This window comes from Mycobacterium sp. HM-7 (assembly GCF_053852335.1).
Genome location: NZ_CM132657.1, coordinates 2,976,512 through 3,000,090 on the forward strand (window position 1 = coordinate 2,976,512; position 23,579 = coordinate 3,000,090).

Below are 23,579 nucleotides of genomic sequence, written 5' to 3' on the forward strand. Positions count from 1 at the left end.
GACACCGCAGTTGGGGTAGCCACAGCTCATTCTTGCAAACCGGCCACGTGCTCCGTCGATGGTCGAGATCAGAGATGGGAGTCTCGGCGTGAAGGCGGTTACTTGGCATGGTCGACGCGATGTCCGGGTCGACACGGTGCCCGACCCTGAGATCGAGACGCCGACCGACGCCATTATCGAGGTCACCTCGACAAACATCTGTGGATCGGATCTGCATCTGTACGAGGTGCTCGGCGCGTTCATGCACGAGGGCGACATCCTCGGGCACGAGCCGATGGGCATTGTCCGCGAAGTCGGCAGCGACGTCGACGGCCTGTCTGTAGGTGACCGGGTCGTCGTACCGTTCCAGATTTCCTGCGGGCACTGCTACATGTGCAACGAGAAGCTCTACACGCAGTGCGAGACCACGCAGGTCCGCGACCACGGCAAAGGCGCTGCGCTGTTCGGCTACTCGGAACTGTACGGTCAGATTCCGGGCGGCCAGGCCGAGTACCTCAGAGTGCCACAAGCGCAGTTCACCCACATCAAAGTGCCTGAGGGACCGCCGGATTCGCGATTTGTCTACCTATCGGACGTGTTGCCCACCGCGTGGCAGGCGGTCGCCTACGCCGACATTCCCGACGGCGGAAGCGTCACGGTACTGGGCCTCGGGCCGATCGGCGACATGTGCGCCAGGATCGCCCAGCACCTCGGACATCGTGTGATCGCCGTCGACCGGGTTCCGGAGCGGTTGGCGCGCGTGGCGCAGCGCGGCATTCATACCGTCGATCTCGACGCGGTCGACGGCAGTATCGGCGACATCATCCGGGACTTGACCGATGGTCGCGGCAGCGACTCCGTGATCGACGCGGTGGGTATGGAAGCCCACGGTTCGCCGGTGGCACAAACACTTCAGCGGATCACGGCGACATTGCCTGACCTGCTGGCGAAGCCCATGCTGCAGAACTTCGGGGTGGATCGACTTCACGCGCTCTACTCGGCTATCGACATCGTCCGCCGCGGCGGCACCATTTCGGTGATCGGCGTATATGGCGGCATGTCGGATCCGCTGCCGATGCTGACACTGTTCGACAAGCAGATTCAGCTGCGAATGGGCCAGGCCAACGTCAAGAAATGGGTTGACGACATCATGCCGCTGCTCGTCGACGACGATCCGTTGGGTGTCGACACGTTCGCCAGTCACGTTCTGTCCCTTGATGATGCGCCCCACGCCTACGACATCTTCCAGAAGAAGGAGGACGGCGCGGTGAAGGTGATGCTCAAACCGTGATGGGTGGTAAGGACCGATGACGCTACCTCGAGTGCAGCCCGGCCAACGCGACATCGCCGAGGCCCGAGAGATCATGGGCGCCGTGGCCTCGGCGTTCTCGCATCAGGTCGTCGGCCAGCATCAGCTGCGAGAAACGATGCTTGTCGCGCTGCTCGGCGGTGGCCACCTGCTGATCGAGAGCGTTCCCGGCCTGGCCAAGACCACCGCCGCGCGCGTGCTGGCCGCATCGGTCGGCGGCAGCTTCCGCCGCATCCAGTGCACGCCGGATCTCCTGCCCAGCGACATCATCGGTACACAGATCTACGAGGCCGACACCAACTCGTTCACCACCCAACTGGGCCCGGTACACGCAAACATCGTGCTGCTCGACGAGGTCAATCGGTCCAGTGCCAAGACACAGAGCGCCATGCTCGAGGCGATGGAGGAACGCCAGACCACCATCGCGGGAGTCGAATACCCGATACCTGAACCGTTTCTCGTCATCGCCACCCAGAACCCCGTCGACCAGGAAGGCACCTACCCGTTGTCGGAAGCCCAGACCGACCGCTTCATGCTCAAAGAGCTGGTGCAGTACCCGTCGACGACCGACGAGATCGAGATCATCGACCGCATGGACGCCGGTCGCTATGACCGCGACCATCATCCGGCTCCGGTGGTGTCCCTCGATGACGTACGTCGGGTGCAGGAGATCGTGCGCTCGGTTCATCTCGATCGGGCGCTCGTCGCGTATGCCAGCCGGCTGGTCGGCGTCACGCGTGAGCCCGCCCAACACTTGCCGGCCAACCTCGCCCGACTCATCGAGTACGGCGCCAGCCCGCGCGCGACCATCGCCTTCTGTCGATCCGCCCGCGCGCTCGCCGTCATCCACGACCGCGGATATGTGGTGCCCGAAGACATTTCGCAGCTGGCCCACCGCGTGCTGCGGCACCGGCTGCTCCTCGGCTTCGAGGCCGCCAGTGCCCGCATCACACCTGACACAGTGGTCGATGCGGTGCTGCAGACGGTCCCGGTGCCGTGAGGACGACATGGCCAAACACCTGGACGCCGCGAAAACTCACATTGGCCGCGACCCGAGCAGCCTCCTGGAAGGTGGCCGCTACGCGCTGATCCACACCCGCAGTCTCGAATTCGACGAACTGCGCCCCTACGTACCCGGAGACGACGTCCGTGACATCGACTGGAAGGCAAGTTCCCGCTCCGGTCACACCCTGATCAAACAGTTCGTCTCCGAAAAGCACCACAAGATTGTGGTGGTCGCCGATGCCGGCCGAAACATGTCGGCACTCGCGCCATCAGGAGAGCTCAAGAAGCACATCGTCATGCATGTCATCGGCGCCATCGGGCTCATGACGTTGCGCCGATCCGACGAAATAGGCCTGGTCACCGGAGATCGCCGCGGTTGCGTCGACACCCGGCTGCGCCGTGGCGAAACCCATATCGAACGCATGCTGCACCACTTTCTCCAGCTGACCGACCAAGCCCCCGCCCGCAGCGATCCGCTCGTCCAACTCCGCTGGCTGGCACGACATTACCGGCATCGACTACTCGTGGTCATCGTGTCCGACGAGCCCGACATCAGTGATGCCCTGCGCGACGTGCTGCGATCTCTGACTGCCCGGCACGACGTGCTGTGGGCGTTGGTCACCGATATGTCCCCGGTGGGATTCGACGGCGGCAGGAGCTACGACTCCGCCGACGGGCAGTTCCTCCTGCCGCCCAGTGCGCTCGATCATGCTGTCACCGAAGCTTACCTACGGTCAGAACAAGTGCGGCGACAGCAGCTTTCGGAGTTTCTGACCGTCTCGGGCATACCACATGCGCGAATCGGCGGGAGCACGGAGATCCGGTCCGCGCTGACGACGATGACAGGGACCTACGCACGTGCCCGATGACGATCTGCTGCGCTACCTGATCGGCCCGGAGCCCTATTCCGCGTGGTGGCCGTGGGTATCCGCCACACTGTTTCTCGGTGTGATCGGCTGGTACACCTGGCTGTTCACGGCGACGTCCGAGTCTCGGCACAGAGGCGACCTCCCGTTGGTCCGCGTCGCGCGGGACGAAATGATCAAACTCCGTGCGGTCCAGGGCATTCGGCGCATAGCCCGGCGCCATCGATCGGGCGACCTCTCGGCACCGACCGCGGGCGCCGAACTGAGCCGAGAGGTCCGCCGGTTCCTGCGTTCGGTCAGTGGGCTCCATGTCCAATACATGCACATCGGTGCCATCGCGGCAGGCCCCTTGGCCGCAGCCGCACCGCTGCTGTCCGAACTCGTTGACGTGCAATTCAATCCACGTTCGGATATCGATGTCGCCGATGCCTGCGCGACGGCCGAAGGACTGGTCAGACAATGGAGCTGAGCTGGCCGATCGCCGCGATCATCGGGTGCGTCGCGCTCGCGGCGTGCGTGGCGTTCGCCGTGCTGTGGCCGCACCGGAGTCAAGCTGGCGAACTGAGGCCGCTCGCCAACACCGGCCGTCTGACCAAGCTGCCCGAATATCTTCGCGCACAACGCCGGAACGCGATCTCGGTTTGGTCCGCGATCGCGCTACTCGTGGTCGGCTTTGGCGCCGCCGTGGTGGCCACGGCACGACCGAGCGGGCTGCCGTCACTGGATCGCCAATCTGAAGCCGCTGCGCCACAGGACATCATGGTCTGCGTCGGCGCCCCGCTCTCCGATGCCGCGGTGCGCACGGCGTTGCAGTACTTCGCCGATTCCGCCCGTGAATTCCGCACAGAACGGATCGGGCTGACGTCGGCCAATCGCCGCGTCATCCCCTTGACGCGGGACTATCAGTACGCGGCCGCGGAGTTCGTCGCCTACGCACGCCAGGTAAAGCGGAGCGACCCCAAACCGTTCGTGGCGCCGGTCCGGTACGCCGAGTACACCCCGAACATCGATGATCTGCTCGCGCTCTGCATGACCGGATTCCCTTCCGTCACCAGCACATCGCCGACGCGCCGTTCGCTCATCTACGTCGGGCCCGAAGCGCCGAACGGAAACGACGGCCAGCTGTTCAGCGGCGCCAGGATTCGCGACCTGGCCGCCACCGACAAGATCCAGGTCAACGCACTCATCGTCGGCGACAGCGCGGGCACGGTGTCCGAACTCGTGCGCGGAACCGGCGGCCGGTCACATCCTGCTGCCACCGATGTCGTCGCGTCGCTGCGCGACATCAGTAGCCATCCACCCCAGCGGGATTCGGCAAGCAATTCCGTCAGACCGATCGAGACGCCGGATATCGCACTGCTGGTGGCGCTCCTCGCGGTGTGCGGCGCCGCTTGGTGGCGGTACCGGGGTCCCGAACGCGCAGGATGGAAGACGTGGCACTGGGCCGGATTCGGCCTGGCCGCACTGCTGCTGATCGCGGCAGCCACCCGCCCGACGATCGGTACCAGTGTGCCGCCGCCTCAGACCGCGGGCGCGCTCGACCCGAATGTCTTCCTGGTCGTCGACCGCTCGGCCAACATGGCAGCACCGGGACCGGACGGCGGCGCGCGTGCGGCCGCGTTGAGTTCGGACCTCGCGCAGCTGATCGACCGCTACCCGAACGCCCGATTCGCCGTCGTCGGATTCGCTTCTGGCCCAGCACTGGAATGGCCGCTGTCAGCTGATGTGTGGAGTCTGAAGCCGATCGTCACGACGTCCGTGACCTACCCGGTGCAGGAGATGGCCGACGCCGGCGCGGCGAGCACCGTGCTGCGCTATCAGCTGCTCAGCGCGGCGCAGCAGTATCCGGACGCCAAGAACCTCGTCTACTACCTCGGCGCCGGTACGCCCGAATCAACCACGCCGCAAAGAGAATTCGACTTGCCGGAGCACCTGGTTGCCGGCGGCGCGGTGATCGGCTACGGCAGCGACGGGGTTTCCGCGCTGCGCGCCGTGGCGCAGCAGATCGGGGTGCCGTATGTAGAACGCGCCGGGGCCGGCGTGCCGGCCGAAGCGCTCACTGATGTCGCCCGGCCCATCCAGCGGCCCGCCGCGCCCGCCGACAGCGGAACGGAGCTCTACTGGGCATTCTCCGGCCCAGCCGCCATCCTGCTGCTCATCGAGCTGTTTCTGACGTTGCGTGCCGCCGCGCGCACCCGGCTGGATCGGGTCCGGCTGTGAAGACGCACCGCGCCCGGCTACTTCTCGGGTCCGCTCCCGTGGTGGCGGCGGCGCTGATCGTCGCGGCCAAGATGGCGTCGGTCGCCGTGGTCGGGGAGTCGGCGGCGAGCGATTACGCGGCCCGCGACACCGCGGCGCTCTCCGACGACGTCGCGATCCTGCGCCAGCTCAATTTCGTCGAACCGGGCAGAACGGCGTACGCCGGCGCAGCCCTCGCCGTGCTCGAGAATCGGCTCCGCGACGCCGACAGCGCGTTCAGTCAGGTCCTGGCTCGCACCGCGCACGACCAGTCATGCCCGGTCCGGGTCAATCTCGAACTGGTTCGCGAAACACTCGGCGATCGAGCGGCCGCATCGGACGATCGTGACACGGCCGTCCGGCAGTACACCGCGGCAAAAGACGCGGCTACCCAAGCGCCCGCGAACTGCTTCGCGGGCAATGTCGACGCGAATCCACAGCGTCGCCAGATCCGGGCCGAGGCAGTGCCGCGGCTGGACGCGAAGCTGACCGCGGCTGGGCAACCACCGACCGTGCCGCCGCCGCCCCCACCCGAGCTGACACCGCCGGCGCCGCCGCCCCCGGTCGCCGAGAGCGCCACGTCTACGCCTCCGCCGCCCCTCCCGCCGCCTGACCGCAGTGACCCATTGCGAGGGCTCCAGCAGATCTTGCGCGACGCTGCAGGATGAGGGTGTATCGGCCGCCGCCTGCGGGTATAGACCGTCGATGAGTGACACCGCTCTGCTGATCATCGACATGTTCAACGACTACCGGCACGAAGACGGCGACGAGCTCGCGGCGAATGTCGCCGAAATTCTCGACCCGCTGCAGCGACTGCTCGCAGCGGCCCGGGCCCACGACGGTGTCGACGTGCTGTACGTCAACGACAACCATGAAGATTTCCGCGCCGGCGCCGGCGGCATCGTCGACATCGCGTTGTCGGGACGTCACCCCGAACTGGTCGAGCCTTTCGTACCGACCGACGACAGCCCCTTCCTGACCAAAGTGCGGCACAGCGTGTTCTACGCCACCGCACTCGACTATCTGCTGCGGCAGCTCGGCGTCAGCACGCTGATCCTTACGGGACAGGTCACCGAACAGTGCATCCTCTACAGCGCCCTCGACGGATACCTGCGGCACTACCAGGTCATCGTCCCGCCTGATGCGGTCGCGCACATCGACCCACAACTCGGCGCGGCGGCGCTGAAGATGATGCAGCGCAACATGGGTGCCGAGATCGTCGAGTCCACCCGGTGCCTGCCTTGACGATGTAGGAGTGCGGCCAGAAGTCAGGGCACCGCGAGCGTGCGGTACGTCGCGGTGAGCCACTGCGGCCCATTGCAGAAATCGTGGTCGATCCACCACGCCAACAGGCCCAGTGTCGCTGACGTGTGGAACTCGGCGGCGACATCGGCGGGCACCGCCGGCTCGGCGGCCGTGAACTGGGGCCGCAGATGCGTACGCAGGACGTCGCCGATCAGCCGGCGCAGATAACGCTGCACGACATCGCCGCCGTGCCGTCCACACAACGCACGGTAGATCTGTTGATGCCGATGTGCGTGCTCGAAAAGCAGTGTGGCAGGCAGGGTTACGTCGATGGCCTGCGATACGGGAATCGCCGCCAGGGCTTCCTCGAGCTGGCCACGCATGTCATCGAAGCTCGCGGTCAGAAGTGCTTCCTTGTCGCGGAAGTGGACATAGAACGTTGACCGGCCGACATCGGCCCGGTCGAGAATGTCCTGAATGGTGATCTTGTCGTAGCCCTTCTCCATCACCAGTTCCAGGAAGGCGGCGTGCAGCAGCTTGCGGGTGCGCCTGACCCGCCGATCGCTGATCGATGTGCCACGATCTCCCGAATTCCGAACAGATTTCGGAGCATGTTCGGTTTTGGACATCTCGCCCCCGTTGGTTGTTGACGGAATTTCCGCAATCTTCCTTCAATTGAACATGCTGTTCGGAAACTAACCAAGTGTTCGACAGGATGAATGAATCGGAGAAAGCGATGAGCTATGCATGGGTGATCGTGGTTGCCGGGTTGGTCGGCACCATCGCAACGATCTGCGTGTTGTTGTACCGCGGTGCCATCACAGCCGACCTCGGGCGACGGACCGCCATCACCATCGCGGCCGCGTTCGGAATCGGCTGGACTACATGGGTTTTCGCGAGTGCGCGTCTCGCGAGTGCCGACGTCTATCGGTTTGCGCCGGCGAAGGTCGAACCCTGGCTCGCACTGGCGATGACCGTGCCATTCGTCGCGGTATTGCTGGCGACCCGGACACCCGCGGTGTCGCGAATCCTCGATCAACCGGGCATGCAGTGGTGGCTGACGATCGCGCAGATCTTCCGGGTCGAAGGCATCGCCTTCCTGATGGTCATGGCACTGGGGGAACTGCCGGCCGGATTCGCGCTGCCGGCCGGATTAGGCGACATCGCAATCGGCTTCGGCGCCTTCTATCTGGCCCGCAGCATTCGGCGCGCGAGCGCCGACCGGCGCCTGCTGTGGTTCAACATTCTCGGACTGCTCGATCTGGTGGCCGCGACGGTACTCGGCGTCATCGCGGCACCGGGGCTCGCGCATGTCCTCGAATTGTCGCCGTCCACCGAGCAGATCGGGCTCCTGCCGCTCGTCCTCATTCCGACCGCCCTGGTCCCACTTGCCGCGGCCCTGCACGTCGTTTCATTGCGCAAGCTCGCGGCGTCCGCACCCGCGACGTCCGAGTCGATCCTGATCGGAGCCTGACATGACCACGACCATCACGCACCAGGTCAACCGTTTCGTCCTTGACACGGACGACACATTCGACGGCTTGCGACAGCGCTTCGAAACCCTCATACCTACAGTCGATTTCGCCGAACTCACCGACGTCATCGAGTCCGGCGACCTGGAGGCGGTGCGTCGCTACACCGCGGCGCGCGCACCACATTCCTTCGTCAACTTCTGGGCGTTCGACCCGACACCGATGATGGCGCTGGCAGGCAACCGCACCCGTGCGGTCACCTACATGATGGGCAACAACGTGATCGCCGAAACCATGTTCCGCCACGATCCCGGCGTCATGCTCTATGCGCCGCTGCGCACGGCGATCTACGAAGACGCCGACGGCACAGTGCGTCTCAGCATCGACCAACCGTCGAGCAAATTCGCCAGCTTCGGCGACCCGCAGATCGCCGCGGTGGGCCGGCAGCTGGACGGCAAGCTCGCGGAGCTGCTGAGGCTGCTGGGCTTGGCCGTGCCAGCGGAGTTGGCGGCGCACTGAACGTGGAAGAATCGGCGCATGGTCGAGCAGAGCTTGTGGATGCAGAAAGTCGAAGCCGATCCCGGCCACTCGCAGTGGTACATCGAGCGCTTCCGGGCGCTGGCCAACGCCGGTGAAGACCTCGTGGGCGAAGCCCGCCTGATCGACGCGATGGCTGCCCGCGGGGCCCGCATCCTCGACGCCGGCTGCGGCCCCGGCCGGGTCGGCGCATACCTCGCCGGCGCCGGGCATGACGTCGTCGGGGTGGATGTCGACCCGGCGCTCATCGCGGCCGCCGAAGAGGATCACCCCGGACCACGCTGGCTCGTGGGCGACCTCGCCGAACTCGACCTGCCCGCCCGCGGCATTCCGGAGCCGTTCGACGTGATCGTGTCGGCCGGCAACGTCATGACGTTCGTCGCCCCGAGCACCCGCGTGCAGGTGCTCTCCCGGCTTCGCGCCCATCTGGCCGACGACGGCCGCGTCGTGATCGGTTTCGGTGCCGGTCGCGACTACGAGTTCAACCAGTTCTTGCAGGACGCCAGCCAAGCCGGCCTCACCCCCGAGCTGCTGCTGTCCACGTGGGATCTGCGGCTGTTCACCGACAAATCCGACTTCTTGGTCGCAGTCCTGATCCCGATCCCGCCCGGGTAGCGTGACACCGGTGAACTTCTCTCGCGTGTCCTCCTCCGTTGCACTGACCGCCTGCGCCGCGTCACTCGCCGTCGCGCTCACCGCGTGCGGCTCCGACGACAAGCCCGCCGCTGCGACCACCACCCAGGCGCCGCTGGTGACCACCACCCCGAGCCCCGTGACCGCCCTCGACAACTCGTCGACCGCGGCCGCGCGGAGCTGCCCGATGGCCGACGGACAGGCCGGCGCACCCGAGTGGACGCTCAACGGCGCCACCGGCAGCGTTGCCGTCACCGGATCGACCGATACCGCGGCCCCCGTCGTCACTGTCAAGGGCCCGTTCAGCGTGAACCAGACGCAGGTCCAGACGCTGAAGGCCGGCACCGGACCTGTCGTCCCCGAAACCGCGACGGTCTCGGTCTGCTACGCGGGCTTCAACGGCCGGGACGGTTCGAAGTTCGACAGCGCCTACGATCGCGGCGCCCCGGCCACGTTCTCCCTCATGCGCGTCGTGCCCGGCTTCCAGAAGGCCATCGCTGGTCAGAAGGTCGGCTCCACCGTCGCGGTCGCGATGACCTCTGCCGACGGTTACCCCGACGGCCAGCCCAGCGCCGGCATCGAGAAGGGCGACTCGCTGGTGTTCGCGATCAAGATCCTCGACGTATCGAACTGATCTTTGCGCTGCGGTTTCTCGGCGAACCTGTTATCAAGAACATCGTTCATCGTTACCGCGAAACACCGTCGAGAAATGGTGGCCACGAACTGAACTGACGCAACAATGGAAACGTTGCAGTGCCGCGCTGGGGAGGACAGCGCGGCGCGTCAGTAGTTCGTCGCTGCTGCGACGGGAGGATATATGCGCAGCACAGTCGCCACGGTCACCGTCGTCGTGACAAGTGTTCTCGCCGCGGGATGCGGCAGTACCCCCGGTAAAGCCGTGCCGGTCACCACCCCGCCGTTGGTCGCCCGGCCCCTGGTCGAACGTGAACTCGACGGGTTGCTGCTCAACCCCGATCAGGTGAACGCAACCATGGGGTCGGCGGCCATGACGGTGCTCAGCGCCCAGTCCACGATGTCGGACAACAGCGCCACCATGGCGCCGCCCGAGTGCCTCGTCATCGACGGCGCGGCGGAAGCCGCCGTGTACGCCAGCAGCGGCTTTTGGGCCGAGCGTGAGCAGAGCATGAACGACGGGGACAAGTTCACCCATTACCTGAAGCAGGCGGTGGTCCTGTTCCCGACGCAGGACAAGGCGCAGGAGTTCTTCAACGCGTCAGCGCAGCTGTGGCCGGCGTGCAAGCAGTACACGCACACGCAGAGTCAGTCGCAGTGGTCCGTCGGGCCCATCACCAACGCACACGACACCCTCAGCGTCGTCTCGACAGAACAAGACGCGGCCGCGCCCGGTTGGGGGTGCGGCCGCGCCTTGGCACACAAGAACAACGTCATCATCGACATCAACACCTGCAGTCCCAATCCGGCGGACACGGCGGTCCAGATCGCCAACCAGATCGGCACCAACGTCGCGGCGCGATGGTGACGCAGACGGCTATCCGCCGTTGGTGACCGGATTCGACGTCAGCGGGATGAAGCCGTCATTGATCCAGACGCCCCAGCGTCCACCCCAGGCCGACGTCCACACGACGGGCTGACCGTCCCACGCCTCAGCCGGCTTCTTCGGGGCCCATGGTGGCGGCTCCTCACCCAGCCCGGGTGCCGGCGGCGGAGGCTGAGCGGCGGCCAGCGGCATGCCGAAACCGAGCGCGGCTGCGGCGAGCGAACCCGCGACGGCGGCGGCGGACAAGGTCTTTCTGACAGTCGACATGCGCATGCTCCTCAAACTGCGATTACTTAGCGTATGTAATCACATTACCCCGAGGTGCTCAGTGCGATGGGGTGGGTGCGAATCCGGCGGCCGGTGGCGGTGGCGCGTCGGGACCGCCCGGGGCCGGAGTCACCGGAGCCGAACCCGGGGCGTCGTAGTACCCGGGCGGTGGCGGACCGTTCAGCGGGTAGTAGCCCGGGGGCAGCGCCGGTCCACCGGTCTTCGGGCCGGTGTCGACGATCGGGTTCGATGACGCGGGGTCGGTCAGCGAAATGAAGCCAGGTGGCAGTTTCGGCGCCGGGCCCGCACCGGGCGGTGCTCCGGGTGCCTCCTCGGGCTCCATGGTCAGCGCTTCGATCGGGTTGCCGCTGTGGAACGTGTGCCAGATGTCCCGAAGGTAACCAAGCTGGCCCGGAGTGCTTCCCGCGCCGTAGGTCTGATCCTGGATCTCGGGAACCGTCGGAGCACCGATCGGCGGCGCGGCCACCGGGCCGCTGGGACCGCCCGCGGGTTCCACGACCGGCTGGCCTGGTGCGGGTGTCGTCGGTGTGGCAGGGTCCGCCGCAGCCGGACCGGCAGCAGCGAGCGCACCGGCCAGCAGAATGCCGCCGACGATCACTGGCGGCTGGAAACGCTGTCGCTCGGTCTTCAAAATGCTCGTCTGTCCTTTCACCGGCGTCCGTAACGGGTCAGGCTATCGCGTGTAGCGGTCCGCGTCATCTCGTTCGGACCTGCAAAGCCCGGTACGCCGACTTGATTTCGTCGACGCGCGCCGCAGCGATTCCCCACGGTTCGTCGACGCCGACGCGTTGGTCGAGGTCCCACAGCGCGCACACCTCGTCGGGTGCGGCGACTTTTTCCCACGCGATGACGGTCCGCCGGAGTTGCTCGTGCATCGGCTCGGCCACGGCATCGGCCGGCGCCCCGCCTTCGGGATGATGGTGCAGAAACCGGCCGTAGGCCACGTCGCAGAACGCCGAATACCTTGCGGTGCAGAGGATCAGGCCATGCCAGGCCTCGTCGACGGCGTGCGACGGCATCCCGATCACCTGCCCGTCCCGCATGGCCGCCCCACAACACCGCAACCACTGCCGCAGGCCTTCCTCGACGAGTTCCCGTGGCTGCCAAGGGCAAGTCTTGTACACCGCGGCGGGCAATTCGAGATCCGCCACCGCGGCGTTCATCTGGTCCAGTGGCCCGTGACGCCTGAATCGCACATTGCAACTCTAGGTCGAGACGGTTCTCACGGGCATCCGCGCCACCGGCTGAGCGGTCAGTCGCGTTTCGCGAGCCCAGGCGCGGGTAGACGAATCAGATGACCGAGCCAACAGATCAACGTCGGCCCACCGGGCCCCCTGAGCCCACCGGGCCCGACGAAACCGAAACCGTCAGCGGCCCCGGCGGCGAGAGCCCGGATCCCGACTTCGGCGACGAACCGACGATCCCCGACTCGAAGACCTGAGGCGGCCGCCTGTCAGGCCGCCTGCGCAACGGCCTGCCGCCTGGCCTCCCAGCGCCGCAGCGCCATCCGGCACGGCTCCTCCAGCAGCGCGTAACTCACCGCGGCCACCGCGAATCCGAACGTCGTCGTCAGCACCATCACCACCGGCAGGGCACCGGGGAACGACGCCGGTCCGACCATGGCGAGCACCATGTCCAGAGCGGCCAGATGCCACAGGAACAGGCCGTACGACCATCGACCCAGCGTCACCATCGGCGCGCTGCCCAACACCCGGTGCCCAGTGTCCGGCGCATCGAGGACCAGTGGCGCCAAGAGTGCTCCGGCGATGACGGCGCCGAGCGCAGTTCGCACGATGAACTGGCCGAGCGTGGCGTGCTGGTGGCCGCCCGGCATGGCCAGCGGAGACGCACCCAGCACGAACGCCGCGACCGCCACCAGCAGCAGGATCGACCGTTGCCGCGCCAGCTGATGCAGCCGGCCGTAGGGCCGGAACATCCACTCTGCCAGCAACATCCCGACGGCGAACCACGAAGCGTAGGCGGGCAGCCAGGTCAGCGGATTGGCCCCGTGATAGGCCGGAATCGGCAGATAACCCCAGCCGAAGCTGAGCAGGGCCACGCCTGCGATCGCCGGAACCCGTAGCCGCACTTGTAGTTTCGCGGCAAGGACGGCCAACAGAGGCACGATCAGATAGAACGCCATCTCGACCGACAGGCTCCACATCTGCGTGAGCCCGGCGATCAGGGTCTTCGGGACGAAGACCTGGGTCAGCGTCAGGTTGGCGATCCACACCGACCGGCCCGCGCCATGCGCGTCCGGGAGCAGCGTCAGCACCGCGACCACCGTCACCAGATAGGCGGGCATGATCCTGACCAATCGGGAGCGGTAGTACGGCGCCACTTCGGGTTCGGCACGCAACCCGTGCGCTGCGGCGGCATGGCCACGCCAGAGCAGGAAACCCGACAACGCGAAGAACACCGCCACCGACAGGTCGAAGCGAGCCAGCAGCCGGCCGAACACGCCTTCGGTGTGGCCCGTCTGCAGCGCCACATGCGTGAGCACAACGCCCATTGCCGCGGCGGCCCGCAGCCCCTCCACCGCAGGCAGGAACCCGCTAGTGCCGCTGACAGGCGCGGGGGCAGGGGCGGTCATGCGCCCAGTGTGCCCGAGAACGGCGCTCAGCTACCGAAAAGGCCCGCATCGACGACCCGGATGACCGGTGCGCCGTCCTCGTCGGACGCGGCCAGGTCGACCTCCACGTCGATGCCCCAGTCATGGTCGTGGGCCGGGTCGTCGAAGATCTGCCGGACACGCCACACCCCCGGAGCCCGGTCGAAGATCAACATGGCGGGTCCGCGCGCGTCGGCCCCGGTGCCGATGTCCGCGTGCTCGGCGAAGTACTGCTCCCCCACCGCCTCCCAACGCGGCGCCGTCCAACCCGATCCGGAGTCGAGTGACCCGAGATCGTCCCAGCGGCGCCGGGCCCACAGCTCCACCCGCCGGAACAGCGCGTTGCGGACCATCGCGGTGAAGGCCCGCTCGTTGCCGGTCAGCGGCCGCACCGGCGCCATGACCGCCACCTCGTCGACCTGATCGGCGCTCGTCAACTGCTCCCATTCATCGAGCAGGCTCGAATCAACCTGGCGGACAAGCTCGCCCAGCCACTCGACGATGTCGGTGAGCTCATCGGTACGAGCGGCGGCCGGCACCCCGGACCGCAGCGCCTTGAAGGCGTCGGACAGGTAGCGCAGTACCGCACCCTCGGTTCTGGTCAAGCCGTAGGCACTGACGTACTCCTTGAACGTGAGGCCCCGCTCCCACATCTCGCGCACGACGGACTTCGGCGCCGGGTGCCCGTCAGCGGCCCACGGGTTGCTTCGGCAGTACACCTCGAAGCAGTGCGTCAGCAGTTCATCGAGCGGGCGCGGGTAGGTGATGTCGTCGAGGAGTTCGATGCGTTCGTCGTATTCGATACCTTCGGCCTTCATCGCGGCGACGGCCTCACCCCGGGCCTTCTTCAGCTGGGCCGCCAGGATCTGGCGCGGATCCTCCAGCGTCGCCTCGATCACCGAAACCACATCCAGCGCAAAGGTTTCCGATGCCGGATCGAGCAGTTCGACCGCGGCCAGCGCGAACGTCGACAGTGGCTGGTTCAGGGCGAAATCCGGCGGCAGGTCGACCGTCAGCCGGTAGCGCCTCCCGTCGGGCTCAGGTTCGGCGAGGCGTTCCAGCACCCCGGCCTGCAGCAGCGAGCGCGCGATACCGACCGCTTCACGGATGTGCCGTAGCTGCCGCTTGCGCGGCTCGTGATTGTCGCCCAGCAGCCGGCGCATGGCCAGGCACGGATCGCCCGGCCGGTCGACGACGTCGAGGATCATCGCCGTGGACACGCGCATGTTGCTCGTGAGCGCTTCGGGCGTGGCGTCGACGAGCCGGGCCATGGTGTTCTCACCCCACGGCACCATGCCTTCGGGAGCCTTGCGGCGCACTAGCTTTCGGCGCTTCTTGGGGTCGTCGGCGACTTTGGCGAACTGTTTGAGGTTCTCGACCTCGTGCTCGGGGGCCTGCACGACGACGGTGCCCGCGGTGTCGTAGCCGGCCCGCCCGGCACGACCGGCGATCTGATGGAACTCGCGGGCATTGAGCAGGCGGGTACGGGTGCCGTCGTACTTCGACAGCGCCGAGAAGACGACGGTGCGGATCGGCACGTTGATGCCGACCCCCAGGGTGTCGGTGCCGCAGATGACCTTCAGCAACCCGGCCTGGGCCAACTGCTCCACCAGACGTCGATACTTGGGCAGCATGCCGGCGTGGTGCACGCCGATGCCGTGCCGGACCAGCCGCGACAGCGTCGAACCGAACGCCGTGGTGAAGCGGAAACCGCCGATGTGGTCGGCGATGGCCGCCTTCTCCTCCTTGGTGCAGACGTTGACGCTCATCAGCGCCTGCGCCCGCTCGAGCGCGGCAGCCTGGGTGAAGTGCACGACGTAGATCGGTGACTGCTTGGTCTGCAACAGATCGGCGATGGTTTCGTGCATCGCGGTCGTGGCATAGCTGTAGAACAGCGGCACCGGCCGCTCGGCTCCGGCCACCAGCGCCGTCTGCCGGTTGGTGCGGCGGGTGAGATCCTCGCGCAACACCGTCACGTCGCCGAGCGTCGCCGACATCAACAGGAACTGGGCCTTGGGCAGTTCCAGGAGCGGCACCTGCCAGGCCCAGCCGCGGTCCGGGTCGCCGTAGAAGTGGAACTCGTCCATCACCACGAGCCCGATGTCCGCATCGGCACCCTCGCGCAGCGCGATGTTCGCGAGAATCTCGGCCGTGCACGCGATGATCGGCGCCCCGGCGTTGACCGCTGCGTCGCCCGTGAGCATGCCGACGTTGGCGGCGCCGAAGACGTCGCACAGAGCGAAGAACTTCTCGCTGACCAGGGCCTTGATCGGCGCGGTGTAGTAGCTGCGCCGGTTCGCGGCAAGGGCGAAGTACACCCCGCCGGTGGCCACCAGCGATTTGCCGGAGCCCGTCGGCGTCGCGAGCACCACGTTGGCGCCGCTGACCAGCTCGATCAGCGCCTCTTCCTGTGCGGGGTACAGCGCGGTGCCCGACGCGTCGGCCCACGCAGCGAACGACGCCAGCAGTTCGTCGGCGTCGTCGCCCGTGGCGCGCAGAGCGGTCAGGTCGGCGGGGTCGCGAAGTAGCGACCCCGAAGAATTCGGGCGGGACGGTAGGACTGGCATCGGGGATAAGCCTGCCTGACGCGCGGCAGCTATCGCCGACTGGGCTGGTCACCGTCCAGATCGGTTGCCGCGACGGCGTCAACGCGGCGGCTGCTGCGGAACTCGCTGCCCAACGATGCGGTCATGGTTTCGATGCTCAGTCGCGGGTACCCGAAGCAGCGGGCAGCGTTTCGAGGTCGCGCGCGCACGCCGCTAGGATGCGTCGAAACACGTGTTGGAGAACGGGCTTTACGATGAGCCGAGTCGCTGCGCCGGCGGCGAACGGAACCGCCATCTGCACACGCGTGGTCCATGTGACCACGGTATGGCCTGCATCGTCGACCTCGAACGTCATAGACCCGCCGTCATGGTTCGACGGGGGAAAGCTTTGATCGACAACGTATTCGAACGAGTGCGGCGGCTCGTATGCGGTAATCCGTTCATGGAACCGCCCGATCAGCCACGTGTGAACCCGGAGCGCACCGCGCCCATACGGCGCGTCCTGCCCGGGACAGATCAGTTTGTCGCTGAGGACCCACACGGTTGCCTCGTAGTTGGCGCTGTCGGCGCACCAATCGAATACTGCCTCCGACGCAGCCGCGATGCGGCGCTGCACGGTGATCGTCTCCATTGTCATGGTCTCCCTCTATGAGCGCGACAGGTTGAATACTCGGCCGATGTTGGTCAGCTTCTCCGGGTTCCGTACCGCATATATGCCGTGGATGAGCCCGTCTGCGATATCGAAAAGCACTACTTGGTAGGCGGTTTCTCCGTCCCAGCACGCCACAGCCGGCATTTCGTTGCACCGGGTGAGCTGCACGCGCAAGCGCGGCGCCTTACCCGCGACACCGATGCAGAACTGAGCCACGGCCCGGACGCCCGTCACGGGCCGCCGCGCGGCCACCACCCTGCCGCCACCGTCCGACAGTTGGACGACGTCCGGGGCCAGCAAGTCCATCAGCGATTGCAGATCACCGGAGCGCGCGGAGCCCAGAAACCGTGCGACCACCTCGTCAGCCCGATCGGGATGTGCTTCGAAACGGCGGCGGCGCGCCTGGACGTGGGATCGGGATCTACGGGCGATTTGCCGAACCGCCGCCTCCGACTTACCGGTGAACGCGGCGATTTCGGTCAGTGCGAACCCGAAAACCTCGTGCAGTACGAACACTGCCCGCTCGTCCGGGGTAAGGGATTCGAGCACGACCATCATCGCGACGGACACCGAATCGGCGAGGTCCAGATCGACGTCGATACCGCGGCCCGTCGAGACCGGCTCGGGCAACCAATTGCCGACGTAGCATTCGCGGCGGCGCTGTGATGAACGAAGGCGGTTGAGCGCTTGGCGGGCAACGATTTGGGCGAGATAGTTGCGCGGGTTCAGGACTGTGGACTGATCGACATCGATCCAACGTAGGTAGGCCTCCTGCAGTATGTCCTCGGCGTCGACGACGGTTCCGGCAATCTCGTAGGCGATGGTGAACAGCAGCGACCGATGTTCGATGAATGTGGCGTCGGCAGCAGTCACCTCGCTCCCCCTCAAATCGCGGCCCTGCTATATAGACACCACGCGCCAGTCGGATCGTGACACCGTCAAGTGTGACGCCGGTCACGCATCAACGAGAGGCACCCCCAAAGCAGCAGCCGGCTCGGGTCCACTGACAGACCGGACATGTGCGGCGGGCGGGCACTGGGATCGCTGATGTCAGGATGGCTGGTGTGACGTGGTTGATCCCCGACGCGCTGATCGTGGCGCTGTCCCCGATGGCGGTCCTGCCGCCGGTACTGCTTCTGCTGTACTCGGACCGGCCCCGCAGCGCCGGTCTGACCTACCTGTTCGGGTGGCTGGCCGGGATGACCGCGGTCATCGGCGCGGTGGTGCTGGTCTCACCGGTCGGTCAGTCGCACGCCGCTGCCACCAGTTCACGCCTGCAGCTGGGCATCGGCATCGCGCTGATCGTGCTGGGCGTCGCCACGTGGCTGCGGCGCAAGCACTACGCGCAGGCGACGGGCTGGCTCACCCGGCTGCAGTCGGCGTCGCCACTGGTCACGGGTGTCACCGGGCTGGTGTTCGCCGTCGCCAACCCGAAGTTCATCCTGGCGTGCATCGCCGGCGGCGTTGCCATCGATGCCCTGCTGACGGTACCGGCCGAAAAGGCCGGCGCGGTCGGCTTTTTCGTCGTGATGGCCGGATCCACCACTGCCGCGCCGATCCTCGCGCACCTGGTGGCCTCGCGATACGCCGAGACGGGCCTGGAGCGGATGCGCCACTGGGTGCAGGTACACACCGCCGCGATCACCGCGGTGACGCTGACGGCCGTCGGCTCGCTGCTGGTCGTGGTGGCGGGAATTTCCACCGCCGCTGCCGATCCGGTCGCCACGCTCCGCCCGGTGGTCCTCGAACAGTTCGACCACGACCCCGTCGCCTTCACCGAAGGCATGTTCGTCGACGGTGGGACGCTCTACGAGAGCACGGGCCTCGAGGGGAAGTCCGAGCTGCGCGAGCTCGACGCCGGCACCGGGCAGGTGCGCCGCGCCGTGCCACTGCCCCCGACCTATTTCGGCGAGGGCATCGCCGACGCCGGTGCACACCTGTGGCAGTTGACCTACGAGAACGGCGTCGCCATCGAGTGGGACAAGGCCACGCTGAGCATGCTGCGCGAGGTCCCGCTCGATGGTCAGGGCTGGGGCTTGTGCCGGGCCGGCGACCGGCTGATCCGCAGTGACGGTTCCGCCGTCCTGCGCATCCATCGTCTCGAAGACATGGGCGAAACCGGCACCATGGCGGTGACCTACAACGGAATTCAGGTATCGGGGCTCAACAGCCTCGACTGCGCCGGGAACCGGATCCGGGCGAACGTGTTCCCCACCGATCAGATCATCGAGATCGATGCCGCCACCGGTGTTGTCACGGCCGTCGTGTACGCCACCGGCCTCCGCGCGGCCGGCTGGCCCGGTGAGGTCGGGGTGCTCAACGGCATCGCCCATCTCGGCGGGGCGAACGGCAACGGACAGTTCCTCGTCACGGGCAAGTACTGGCCGACGGTCTACCGCGTGCGGTTCGAGCCGGCCACCGCTGCGGAAATTCAGGTGCGGTGACGGCCCGTCGGGTGTGACGATCACCGGCATGCCGAGTTCACTGATCGAGGTCCGACGCCAGTACGGCCGGTCCGACGAGGTCGCCATCATCGATGCCGTCCACGGCGCATTGGTCGCCGCGTTCCAGATCCCGGTCGGCGACAAGCACGTCCGGCTGGTGGTCCATGAACCCCACCGGTTTTCGCACGCGCCGCACCTCGCGTACCCGGAGCGCTACACCCTGGTGACGATCGACTGTTTCGCCGGCCGGTCGGTGGACGCCAAGCGCGCGCTCTACCTGGAGATCGTCAACCGACTCGGCGCGTTCGACATTCCGGCCGATCACATCACGATCCTGCTCCGCGAGAGCGCACTGGAGAACTGGGGTGTCCGGGGCGGGCAGGCGGCCGCCGACGTCGACCTCGGGTTCGATGTGAATGTCTGATCGCGTATTCCCGACCGCCCCGCGGCGATAGGCTCGGAGAGCTCATCGGAAACAAGCTCAGCAAGGAGCAGTCCATGACTCTCGAAGCAGTTGCGACGTCATTCGAGCAGAACGTCGCCGCCGTGCAGGAGTATTTCGACAGCCCCCGTTTCGACGGCATCACGCGGCTGTACACCGCCCGCCAGGTAGTCGAACAGCGCGGCACGATCCCGGCCGATTATCCGGTGGCCAGGCAGGCCGCCGAAGCCTTCTATCCGAGACTGCGCGAACTGTTCGCGCAGAAGAAGAGCATCACGACGTTCGGGCCGTACTCCCCCGGCCAGGCCGTGGTGATGAAGCGGATCGGCATCGAAGGCATCTACCTGGGCGGCTGGGCCACTTCGGCCAAGGGCTCCATCAGCGAGGACCCCGGCCCCGACCTGGCCAGCTACCCGCTGAGCCAGGTGCCCGACGAAGCCGCCGGCCTGGTGCGCGCCCTGCTGACCGCCGATCGCAACCAGCAGTACCTGCGCCTGCAGATGACCGAGGAACAGCGGGCGACCACCCCCGCCATCGACTATCGGCCGTTCATCATCGCCGATGCGGACACCGGCCATGGTGGAGATGCCCACGTGCGCAACCTGATTCGCCGTTTCGTCGAATCCGGCGTGCCCGGTTACCACATCGAGGACCAGCGGCCCGGCACCAAGAAGTGCGGCCACCAGGGTGGCAAGGTGCTGGTCCCTTCTGATGAACAGCTCAAGCGGCTCAACACCGCACGCTTCCAGCTGGACATGATGGGGGTACCGGGAATCATCGTCGCGCGCACCGACGCCGAGGCCGCCAACCTCATCGACAGCGCCGCCGACGAGCGCGACCAACCGTTCCTGCTAGGCGCCACCAATCTCAAGATCCCGTCGTACAAGTCGTGTTTCCTGGCCATGGTGCGCCGGTTCCACGACAAGGGCGTCACGGATCTGCGCGGACACCTGCTCTACGCGCTGCCCCAGGGCCAGTACGACACCGCGGACGCCTGGCTGGACAGCCACGGCATCGCGGCCCTCATCGACGATGCGGCCGCGGCGTGGGACCCGAATTCCGGGCAGGCCGTCGACTCGGTTTTCGACAAGGTCGAGTCGAAATTCGTCGAGGCCTGGCAAGCAGATTCGGGCCTGAACACGTACTGCGAGGCCGTCGCCGAAGTGCTGCAGTTCCGGGCCAAGGAAGGTGAAGCCGCGGCCATGAGCCCCGATGAGTGGCGCACGTTCGCCGCGCGCGCCTCGCTGTACGCCGCCCGGGAGAAGGCCCGCGAACTGGGTGCCGACGTGGCCTGGGACAGTGAGCTGGCCAAGACCCCCGAGGGTTACTACCAGGTGCGCGGCGGCATTCCGTACGCCATCGCGAAATCCCTTGCGGCCGCGCCATTCGCGGACATTCTGTGGATGGAGACCAAGACCGCCGATCTGGCCGAGGCCCGCGAATTCGCCGAAGCCATCCACGCCGAATTCCCGAACCAGATGATGGCCTACAACCTGTCGCCGTCGTTCAACTGGGACACCACCGGCATGACCGATGACGAAATGCGGGCATTCCCAGAAGAACTCGGCAAGATGGGCTTTGTCTTCAACTTCATCACCTATGGCGGCCACCAGGTCGACGGTGTGGCGTGCGAGGAGTTCGCGACGTCGCTGCGGCAGGAAGGCATGCTGGCACTGGCCCGGCTGCAACGCAAGATGCGTCTCGTCGAATCTCCTTACCGCACACCGCAGACGCTCGTCGGCGGGCCGCGCAGCGATGCCGCGCTGGCCGCGTCGTCGGGCCGGACGGCGACGACCAAGGCGATGGGCGCCGGCTCCACCCAGCACCAGCACCTGGTCCAGACCGAGGTGCCCAAGAAGCTGCTCGAAGAGTGGCTGGCCATGTGGAGCGACCACTACCAGATCGGCGAGAAGCTGCACGTGCAGCTGCGTCCCCGCCGCGCCGGTTCGGACGTCCTGGATCTGGGCATCTACGGCAGCGGCGACGAGCCGCTGGCCAACGTCGTGGTCGACCCGATCAAGGACCGGCACGGCCGCAACATCCTGACGGTGCGCGACCAGAACACCTTCGCCGAGAAGCTGCGGCAGAAGCGCCTGATGGACCTGATCCACGTGTGGCTGATCCACCGGTTCAAGTCGGAGATCGTCTACTACGTGACGCCCACCGAGGACAACATCTACCAGACCGAGAAGATGAAGTCGCACGGCCTGTTCAGCAACGTTTACCAGGAGGTCGGCGAGATCATCGTCGCCGACGTGAACCAGCCGCGCATCGACGAGCTGCTGGCACCGGACCGCGAAGCGCTGGGCCGCCTGATCCGCAAGGAGGACTAGACCGGGACCGCCGCCGGTTCCTCCTCTGCCGCGCCGAAGATCGCGATCGCCACCGCACCGGCGACCGCGGTGGCGAAGGCGACCCCCACCAGCCACCCGAGTCCCGGTTTGGCCACGTCGCCGAGGAGCAGGACGCCGACGATGCCGGGAATCACCGTCTCGCCCATGACGAGTGCGGCGGCCACGCCGTTCACCGACCCGATCTGCAGTGCGACGGTGAACAGGTAGAAGCCACCGCCGCCGGCGACCAGTACCGCCCACGCCGCCGGGTCGGAGATCAGTGCGTGCCACTGAAACGGGTCAAGGCCGTGAGTGATCCGGACCGCGACGGCCATGGCGCCGTACAGGATGCCGGCGATCAACCCGGCCGGAACCGCGGCCTTCTTGCCGAGCACCCGGACGAGCACGACGCCGAAGACGAAGATGAGCACCGAGGCCACCAGCACGCTCCAGTGCATGTGCCGCCCCGGCACCTCGGTGCCGAGTTCACCGGCACTGAAACCCAGAACACACAGTGCCGTAAGGACTATCGCGATCGCGGCCCAGTCCCGCGCGCGCAGGCGCACCCCCAGCACCAGCACACTCAAGACGGCGGTCACCGCGAGATTGGCGCTCATGATCGTCTGCGACAGGAACAACGGGATCAGCCGCGCCGACACCAGACTGCCGAGGAATCCCAGCCCGTCCAGGAGCATGCCGGCGAGGAACAGCGGCGCCAGCATCGCCGTCACCGTCGAGCGGAACGTCGGGGCGGTGACGGCAACTTCGCCGCCCCGACGTGCGGCGTGGGACTGCAGAACCGACGCGGTGCCGTAGCTGAAGCAGGCGACCAACGCCGCGATGACGCCGATCAGCATTGTGCGGCTCCGGAACGGGCGAACCGAGGATTGGCGGGCATCGGCCAATTGTAGGGAGGCCAATTGTAGGGAGCGGCACGACGCCAAACCGAGACCTGGCACTTACGTCAGGCATAGCTGATCCACAAGCTACTGCCGTTCCATGGTCGGACAGTCCGCCACGAACGGAGACGATCGATCATGAAACCCACCAAGATGATTGCCGGGTTGGCGATCGCCGGCAGCCTCGGCGCCGGCCTCGTGACGCTGGGTGCCGGCGTCGCCACCGCAGACCCCGGAATCGGCACCGCCCCGCTGCCTTCCGACTGGGGTCCGCCGCCGCCCCCGCCCGGCCCTGGCTGGGGGCCGCCGCCACCCGACCACAACTGGGGACCGCCGCCACGCGACCACAACTGGGGGCCACCCCCACGTGAGTGGGGACCGCCACCACCACCTGATGGAAATCCGCCCGGCACCTGGAACGGCGGCTGGGAGCCGGACGGCGGTGTGTGTTTGTTCGGCACCTGCATCTGAGGACCGAAAGCCGATCCCTAAGACGGGCACAGGCCATACATAGCTTGGCTAACGAGAATGGCTACAGACCGAGAAACAGTGACCGTCGCA

At 66.7% G+C, this 23,579-nt stretch carries 26 protein-coding genes; 17 read left to right on the forward strand and 9 right to left on the reverse strand.

The features are described from left to right. Window positions 1-88: 88 nt before the first annotated feature. Genes ACWW1C_RS14360 through ACWW1C_RS14390 form a run of 7 tightly spaced genes read left to right on the forward strand, consistent with a single transcriptional unit; the run spans window position 89 to window position 6,642 of the window. On the forward strand, window positions 89-1,270 hold the full coding sequence (locus ACWW1C_RS14360; RefSeq protein WP_455984044.1) for a zinc-dependent alcohol dehydrogenase: 1,182 nt from the start codon (window positions 89-91) through the stop codon (window positions 1,268-1,270). A 16-nt stretch (window positions 1,271-1,286) separates the two neighbouring features. After that, window positions 1,287-2,288 carry an AAA family ATPase gene (locus ACWW1C_RS14365; RefSeq protein ID WP_455984045.1) on the forward strand — a complete coding sequence of 334 codons (1,002 nt, stop codon included), beginning with the start codon at window positions 1,287-1,289 and terminating at the stop codon, window positions 2,286-2,288. A gap of 7 nt (window positions 2,289-2,295) precedes the next feature. Then, window positions 2,296-3,162, forward strand: a complete 867-nt coding sequence (locus tag ACWW1C_RS14370) for a DUF58 domain-containing protein (RefSeq protein WP_455984046.1) — start codon at window positions 2,296-2,298, stop codon at window positions 3,160-3,162. Further along, window positions 3,152-3,628: a hypothetical protein gene (locus tag ACWW1C_RS14375; RefSeq protein WP_455984047.1), complete on the forward strand. Its 477-nt coding sequence runs from the start codon at window positions 3,152-3,154 to the stop codon at window positions 3,626-3,628. The genes ACWW1C_RS14370 and ACWW1C_RS14375 overlap by 11 nt, the downstream gene beginning before the upstream one ends. After that, complete coding sequence (locus ACWW1C_RS14380; RefSeq protein WP_455984048.1) at window positions 3,619-5,379, forward strand: hypothetical protein; 1,761 nt, start codon at window positions 3,619-3,621, stop codon at window positions 5,377-5,379. Before ACWW1C_RS14375 ends, ACWW1C_RS14380 begins: the two co-directional genes overlap by 10 nt. Further along, window positions 5,376-6,065 (forward strand): hypothetical protein, encoded by a 690-nt coding sequence (locus tag ACWW1C_RS14385; RefSeq protein WP_455984049.1) that lies wholly within the window; start codon window positions 5,376-5,378, stop codon window positions 6,063-6,065. The genes ACWW1C_RS14380 and ACWW1C_RS14385 overlap by 4 nt, the downstream gene beginning before the upstream one ends. 37 nt (window positions 6,066-6,102) lie before the next feature. After that, complete coding sequence (locus ACWW1C_RS14390) at window positions 6,103-6,642, forward strand: cysteine hydrolase family protein (RefSeq protein ID WP_455984050.1); 540 nt, start codon at window positions 6,103-6,105, stop codon at window positions 6,640-6,642. 23 nt (window positions 6,643-6,665) lie between these two features. Here ACWW1C_RS14390 and ACWW1C_RS14395 read toward each other — a convergent pair whose 3' ends face one another. Further along, complete coding sequence (locus tag ACWW1C_RS14395; RefSeq protein WP_455984051.1) at window positions 6,666-7,271, reverse strand: TetR/AcrR family transcriptional regulator; 606 nt, start codon at window positions 7,269-7,271, stop codon at window positions 6,666-6,668. A 107-nt stretch (window positions 7,272-7,378) separates the two neighbouring features. Here ACWW1C_RS14395 and ACWW1C_RS14400 point away from each other — a divergent pair, with 107 nt between their 5' ends. The 5 genes from ACWW1C_RS14400 (at window position 7,379) to ACWW1C_RS14420 (ending at window position 10,785) form a co-directional block, all read left to right on the forward strand. Continuing rightward, the gene (locus tag ACWW1C_RS14400; RefSeq protein WP_455984052.1) at window positions 7,379-8,116 is read left to right on the forward strand and encodes a hypothetical protein; all 738 of its coding nucleotides are present in this window, start codon (window positions 7,379-7,381) and stop codon (window positions 8,114-8,116) included. Between the two features lies 1 nt (window position 8,117). After that, a complete protein-coding gene (locus tag ACWW1C_RS14405; RefSeq protein ID WP_455984053.1) occupies window positions 8,118-8,633 on the forward strand; it encodes a DUF302 domain-containing protein in 516 nt (171 codons plus the stop codon). 18 nt (window positions 8,634-8,651) lie between these two features. Beyond that, window positions 8,652-9,266 carry a class I SAM-dependent methyltransferase gene (locus ACWW1C_RS14410; RefSeq protein ID WP_455984054.1) on the forward strand — a complete coding sequence of 205 codons (615 nt, stop codon included), beginning with the start codon at window positions 8,652-8,654 and terminating at the stop codon, window positions 9,264-9,266. Between the two features lie 25 nt (window positions 9,267-9,291). Beyond that, on the forward strand, window positions 9,292-9,918 hold the full coding sequence (locus ACWW1C_RS14415; protein ID WP_455984055.1) for an FKBP-type peptidyl-prolyl cis-trans isomerase: 627 nt from the start codon (window positions 9,292-9,294) through the stop codon (window positions 9,916-9,918). 183 nt (window positions 9,919-10,101) lie between these two features. Then, on the forward strand, window positions 10,102-10,785 hold the full coding sequence (locus tag ACWW1C_RS14420) for a sensor domain-containing protein (RefSeq protein WP_455984056.1): 684 nt from the start codon (window positions 10,102-10,104) through the stop codon (window positions 10,783-10,785). Between the two features lie 9 nt (window positions 10,786-10,794). On the opposite strand, the gene ACWW1C_RS14425 is transcribed toward ACWW1C_RS14420, so the two are convergent. The 3 genes from ACWW1C_RS14425 to ACWW1C_RS14435 all read right to left on the reverse strand — a co-directional run bounded on the left by ACWW1C_RS14425 (window position 10,795) and on the right by ACWW1C_RS14435 (window position 12,287). Then, window positions 10,795-11,070 (reverse strand): hypothetical protein, encoded by a 276-nt coding sequence (locus ACWW1C_RS14425; protein ID WP_064859205.1) that lies wholly within the window; start codon window positions 11,068-11,070, stop codon window positions 10,795-10,797. Between the two features lie 58 nt (window positions 11,071-11,128). After that, the gene (locus ACWW1C_RS14430) at window positions 11,129-11,722 is read right to left on the reverse strand and encodes a hypothetical protein (protein WP_455984057.1); all 594 of its coding nucleotides are present in this window, start codon (window positions 11,720-11,722) and stop codon (window positions 11,129-11,131) included. A 64-nt stretch (window positions 11,723-11,786) separates the two neighbouring features. Beyond that, window positions 11,787-12,287, reverse strand: a complete 501-nt coding sequence (locus ACWW1C_RS14435) for a hypothetical protein (protein WP_455984058.1) — start codon at window positions 12,285-12,287, stop codon at window positions 11,787-11,789. Window positions 12,288-12,385: 98 nt separating this feature from the next. Here ACWW1C_RS14435 and ACWW1C_RS14440 point away from each other — a divergent pair, with 98 nt between their 5' ends. Further along, window positions 12,386-12,532, forward strand: a complete 147-nt coding sequence (locus ACWW1C_RS14440) for a hypothetical protein (RefSeq protein ID WP_455984059.1) — start codon at window positions 12,386-12,388, stop codon at window positions 12,530-12,532. A gap of 12 nt (window positions 12,533-12,544) precedes the next feature. Here ACWW1C_RS14440 and ACWW1C_RS14445 read toward each other — a convergent pair whose 3' ends face one another. The 4 genes from ACWW1C_RS14445 to sigJ form a co-directional block, all read right to left on the reverse strand. Further along, window positions 12,545-13,684 carry an acyltransferase family protein gene (locus ACWW1C_RS14445; RefSeq protein WP_455984060.1) on the reverse strand — a complete coding sequence of 380 codons (1,140 nt, stop codon included), beginning with the start codon at window positions 13,682-13,684 and terminating at the stop codon, window positions 12,545-12,547. Between the two features lie 26 nt (window positions 13,685-13,710). Then, entirely contained in the window at window positions 13,711-16,269 is a 2,559-nt protein-coding gene (locus ACWW1C_RS14450) for a DEAD/DEAH box helicase (RefSeq protein ID WP_455984061.1), read from the reverse strand. A 136-nt stretch (window positions 16,270-16,405) separates the two neighbouring features. Beyond that, on the reverse strand, window positions 16,406-16,879 hold the full coding sequence (locus ACWW1C_RS14455; protein WP_455984062.1) for an SRPBCC family protein: 474 nt from the start codon (window positions 16,877-16,879) through the stop codon (window positions 16,406-16,408). Between the two features lie 15 nt (window positions 16,880-16,894). Further along, on the reverse strand, window positions 16,895-17,773 hold the full coding sequence (gene sigJ, locus ACWW1C_RS14460) for an RNA polymerase sigma factor SigJ (RefSeq protein ID WP_455984063.1): 879 nt from the start codon (window positions 17,771-17,773) through the stop codon (window positions 16,895-16,897). Window positions 17,774-17,964: 191 nt separating this feature from the next. Here sigJ and ACWW1C_RS14465 point away from each other — a divergent pair, with 191 nt between their 5' ends. From ACWW1C_RS14465 to aceA, 3 genes are all read left to right on the forward strand, one after another. After that, complete coding sequence (locus ACWW1C_RS14465; RefSeq protein ID WP_455984064.1) at window positions 17,965-19,344, forward strand: glutaminyl-peptide cyclotransferase; 1,380 nt, start codon at window positions 17,965-17,967, stop codon at window positions 19,342-19,344. A gap of 28 nt (window positions 19,345-19,372) precedes the next feature. Next, window positions 19,373-19,768, forward strand: a complete 396-nt coding sequence (locus tag ACWW1C_RS14470; protein ID WP_455984065.1) for a tautomerase family protein — start codon at window positions 19,373-19,375, stop codon at window positions 19,766-19,768. A 74-nt stretch (window positions 19,769-19,842) separates the two neighbouring features. Beyond that, entirely contained in the window at window positions 19,843-22,119 is a 2,277-nt protein-coding gene (gene aceA, locus ACWW1C_RS14475; protein WP_455984066.1) for an isocitrate lyase ICL2, read from the forward strand. On the opposite strand, the gene ACWW1C_RS14480 is transcribed toward aceA, so the two are convergent. After that, window positions 22,116-22,976, reverse strand: a complete 861-nt coding sequence (locus ACWW1C_RS14480) for a hypothetical protein (RefSeq protein ID WP_455984067.1) — start codon at window positions 22,974-22,976, stop codon at window positions 22,116-22,118. The two genes, aceA and ACWW1C_RS14480, sit on opposite strands and share 4 nt — an antisense overlap. A gap of 180 nt (window positions 22,977-23,156) precedes the next feature. Here ACWW1C_RS14480 and ACWW1C_RS14485 point away from each other — a divergent pair, with 180 nt between their 5' ends. Then, a complete protein-coding gene (locus ACWW1C_RS14485) occupies window positions 23,157-23,489 on the forward strand; it encodes a hypothetical protein (RefSeq protein WP_455984068.1) in 333 nt (110 codons plus the stop codon). Window positions 23,490-23,579 lie beyond the last annotated feature (90 nt).

What these genes read in the sequence shown, in the direction of transcription:
- ACWW1C_RS14395 (WP_455984051.1), bottom strand. Translation starts at nt 7,271, where the DNA reads ATGTCCAAAACCGAACATGCTCCGAAATCTGTTCGGAATTCGGGAGAT.
- ACWW1C_RS14380 (WP_455984048.1), top strand. Translation starts at nt 3,619, where the DNA reads ATGGAGCTGAGCTGGCCGATCGCCGCGATCATCGGGTGCGTCGCGCTC.
- ACWW1C_RS14480 (WP_455984067.1), bottom strand. Translation starts at nt 22,976, where the DNA reads ATGCTGATCGGCGTCATCGCGGCGTTGGTCGCCTGCTTCAGCTACGGC.
- ACWW1C_RS14400 (WP_455984052.1), top strand. Translation starts at nt 7,379, where the DNA reads ATGAGCTATGCATGGGTGATCGTGGTTGCCGGGTTGGTCGGCACCATC.
- ACWW1C_RS14420 (WP_455984056.1), top strand. Translation starts at nt 10,102, where the DNA reads ATGCGCAGCACAGTCGCCACGGTCACCGTCGTCGTGACAAGTGTTCTC.
- ACWW1C_RS14485 (WP_455984068.1), top strand. Translation starts at nt 23,157, where the DNA reads ATGAAACCCACCAAGATGATTGCCGGGTTGGCGATCGCCGGCAGCCTC.
- ACWW1C_RS14440 (WP_455984059.1), top strand. Translation starts at nt 12,386, where the DNA reads ATGACCGAGCCAACAGATCAACGTCGGCCCACCGGGCCCCCTGAGCCC.
- ACWW1C_RS14410 (WP_455984054.1), top strand. Translation starts at nt 8,652, where the DNA reads ATGGTCGAGCAGAGCTTGTGGATGCAGAAAGTCGAAGCCGATCCCGGC.
- ACWW1C_RS14445 (WP_455984060.1), bottom strand. Translation starts at nt 13,684, where the DNA reads ATGACCGCCCCTGCCCCCGCGCCTGTCAGCGGCACTAGCGGGTTCCTG.
- ACWW1C_RS14370 (WP_455984046.1), top strand. Translation starts at nt 2,296, where the DNA reads ATGGCCAAACACCTGGACGCCGCGAAAACTCACATTGGCCGCGACCCG.
- ACWW1C_RS14390 (WP_455984050.1), top strand. Translation starts at nt 6,103, where the DNA reads ATGAGTGACACCGCTCTGCTGATCATCGACATGTTCAACGACTACCGG.
- ACWW1C_RS14365 (WP_455984045.1), top strand. Translation starts at nt 1,287, where the DNA reads ATGACGCTACCTCGAGTGCAGCCCGGCCAACGCGACATCGCCGAGGCC.
- ACWW1C_RS14470 (WP_455984065.1), top strand. Translation starts at nt 19,373, where the DNA reads ATGCCGAGTTCACTGATCGAGGTCCGACGCCAGTACGGCCGGTCCGAC.
- ACWW1C_RS14425 (WP_064859205.1), bottom strand. Translation starts at nt 11,070, where the DNA reads ATGTCGACTGTCAGAAAGACCTTGTCCGCCGCCGCCGTCGCGGGTTCG.
- aceA (WP_455984066.1), top strand. Translation starts at nt 19,843, where the DNA reads ATGACTCTCGAAGCAGTTGCGACGTCATTCGAGCAGAACGTCGCCGCC.
- ACWW1C_RS14405 (WP_455984053.1), top strand. Translation starts at nt 8,118, where the DNA reads ATGACCACGACCATCACGCACCAGGTCAACCGTTTCGTCCTTGACACG.
- ACWW1C_RS14450 (WP_455984061.1), bottom strand. Translation starts at nt 16,269, where the DNA reads ATGCCAGTCCTACCGTCCCGCCCGAATTCTTCGGGGTCGCTACTTCGC.
- ACWW1C_RS14455 (WP_455984062.1), bottom strand. Translation starts at nt 16,879, where the DNA reads ATGGAGACGATCACCGTGCAGCGCCGCATCGCGGCTGCGTCGGAGGCA.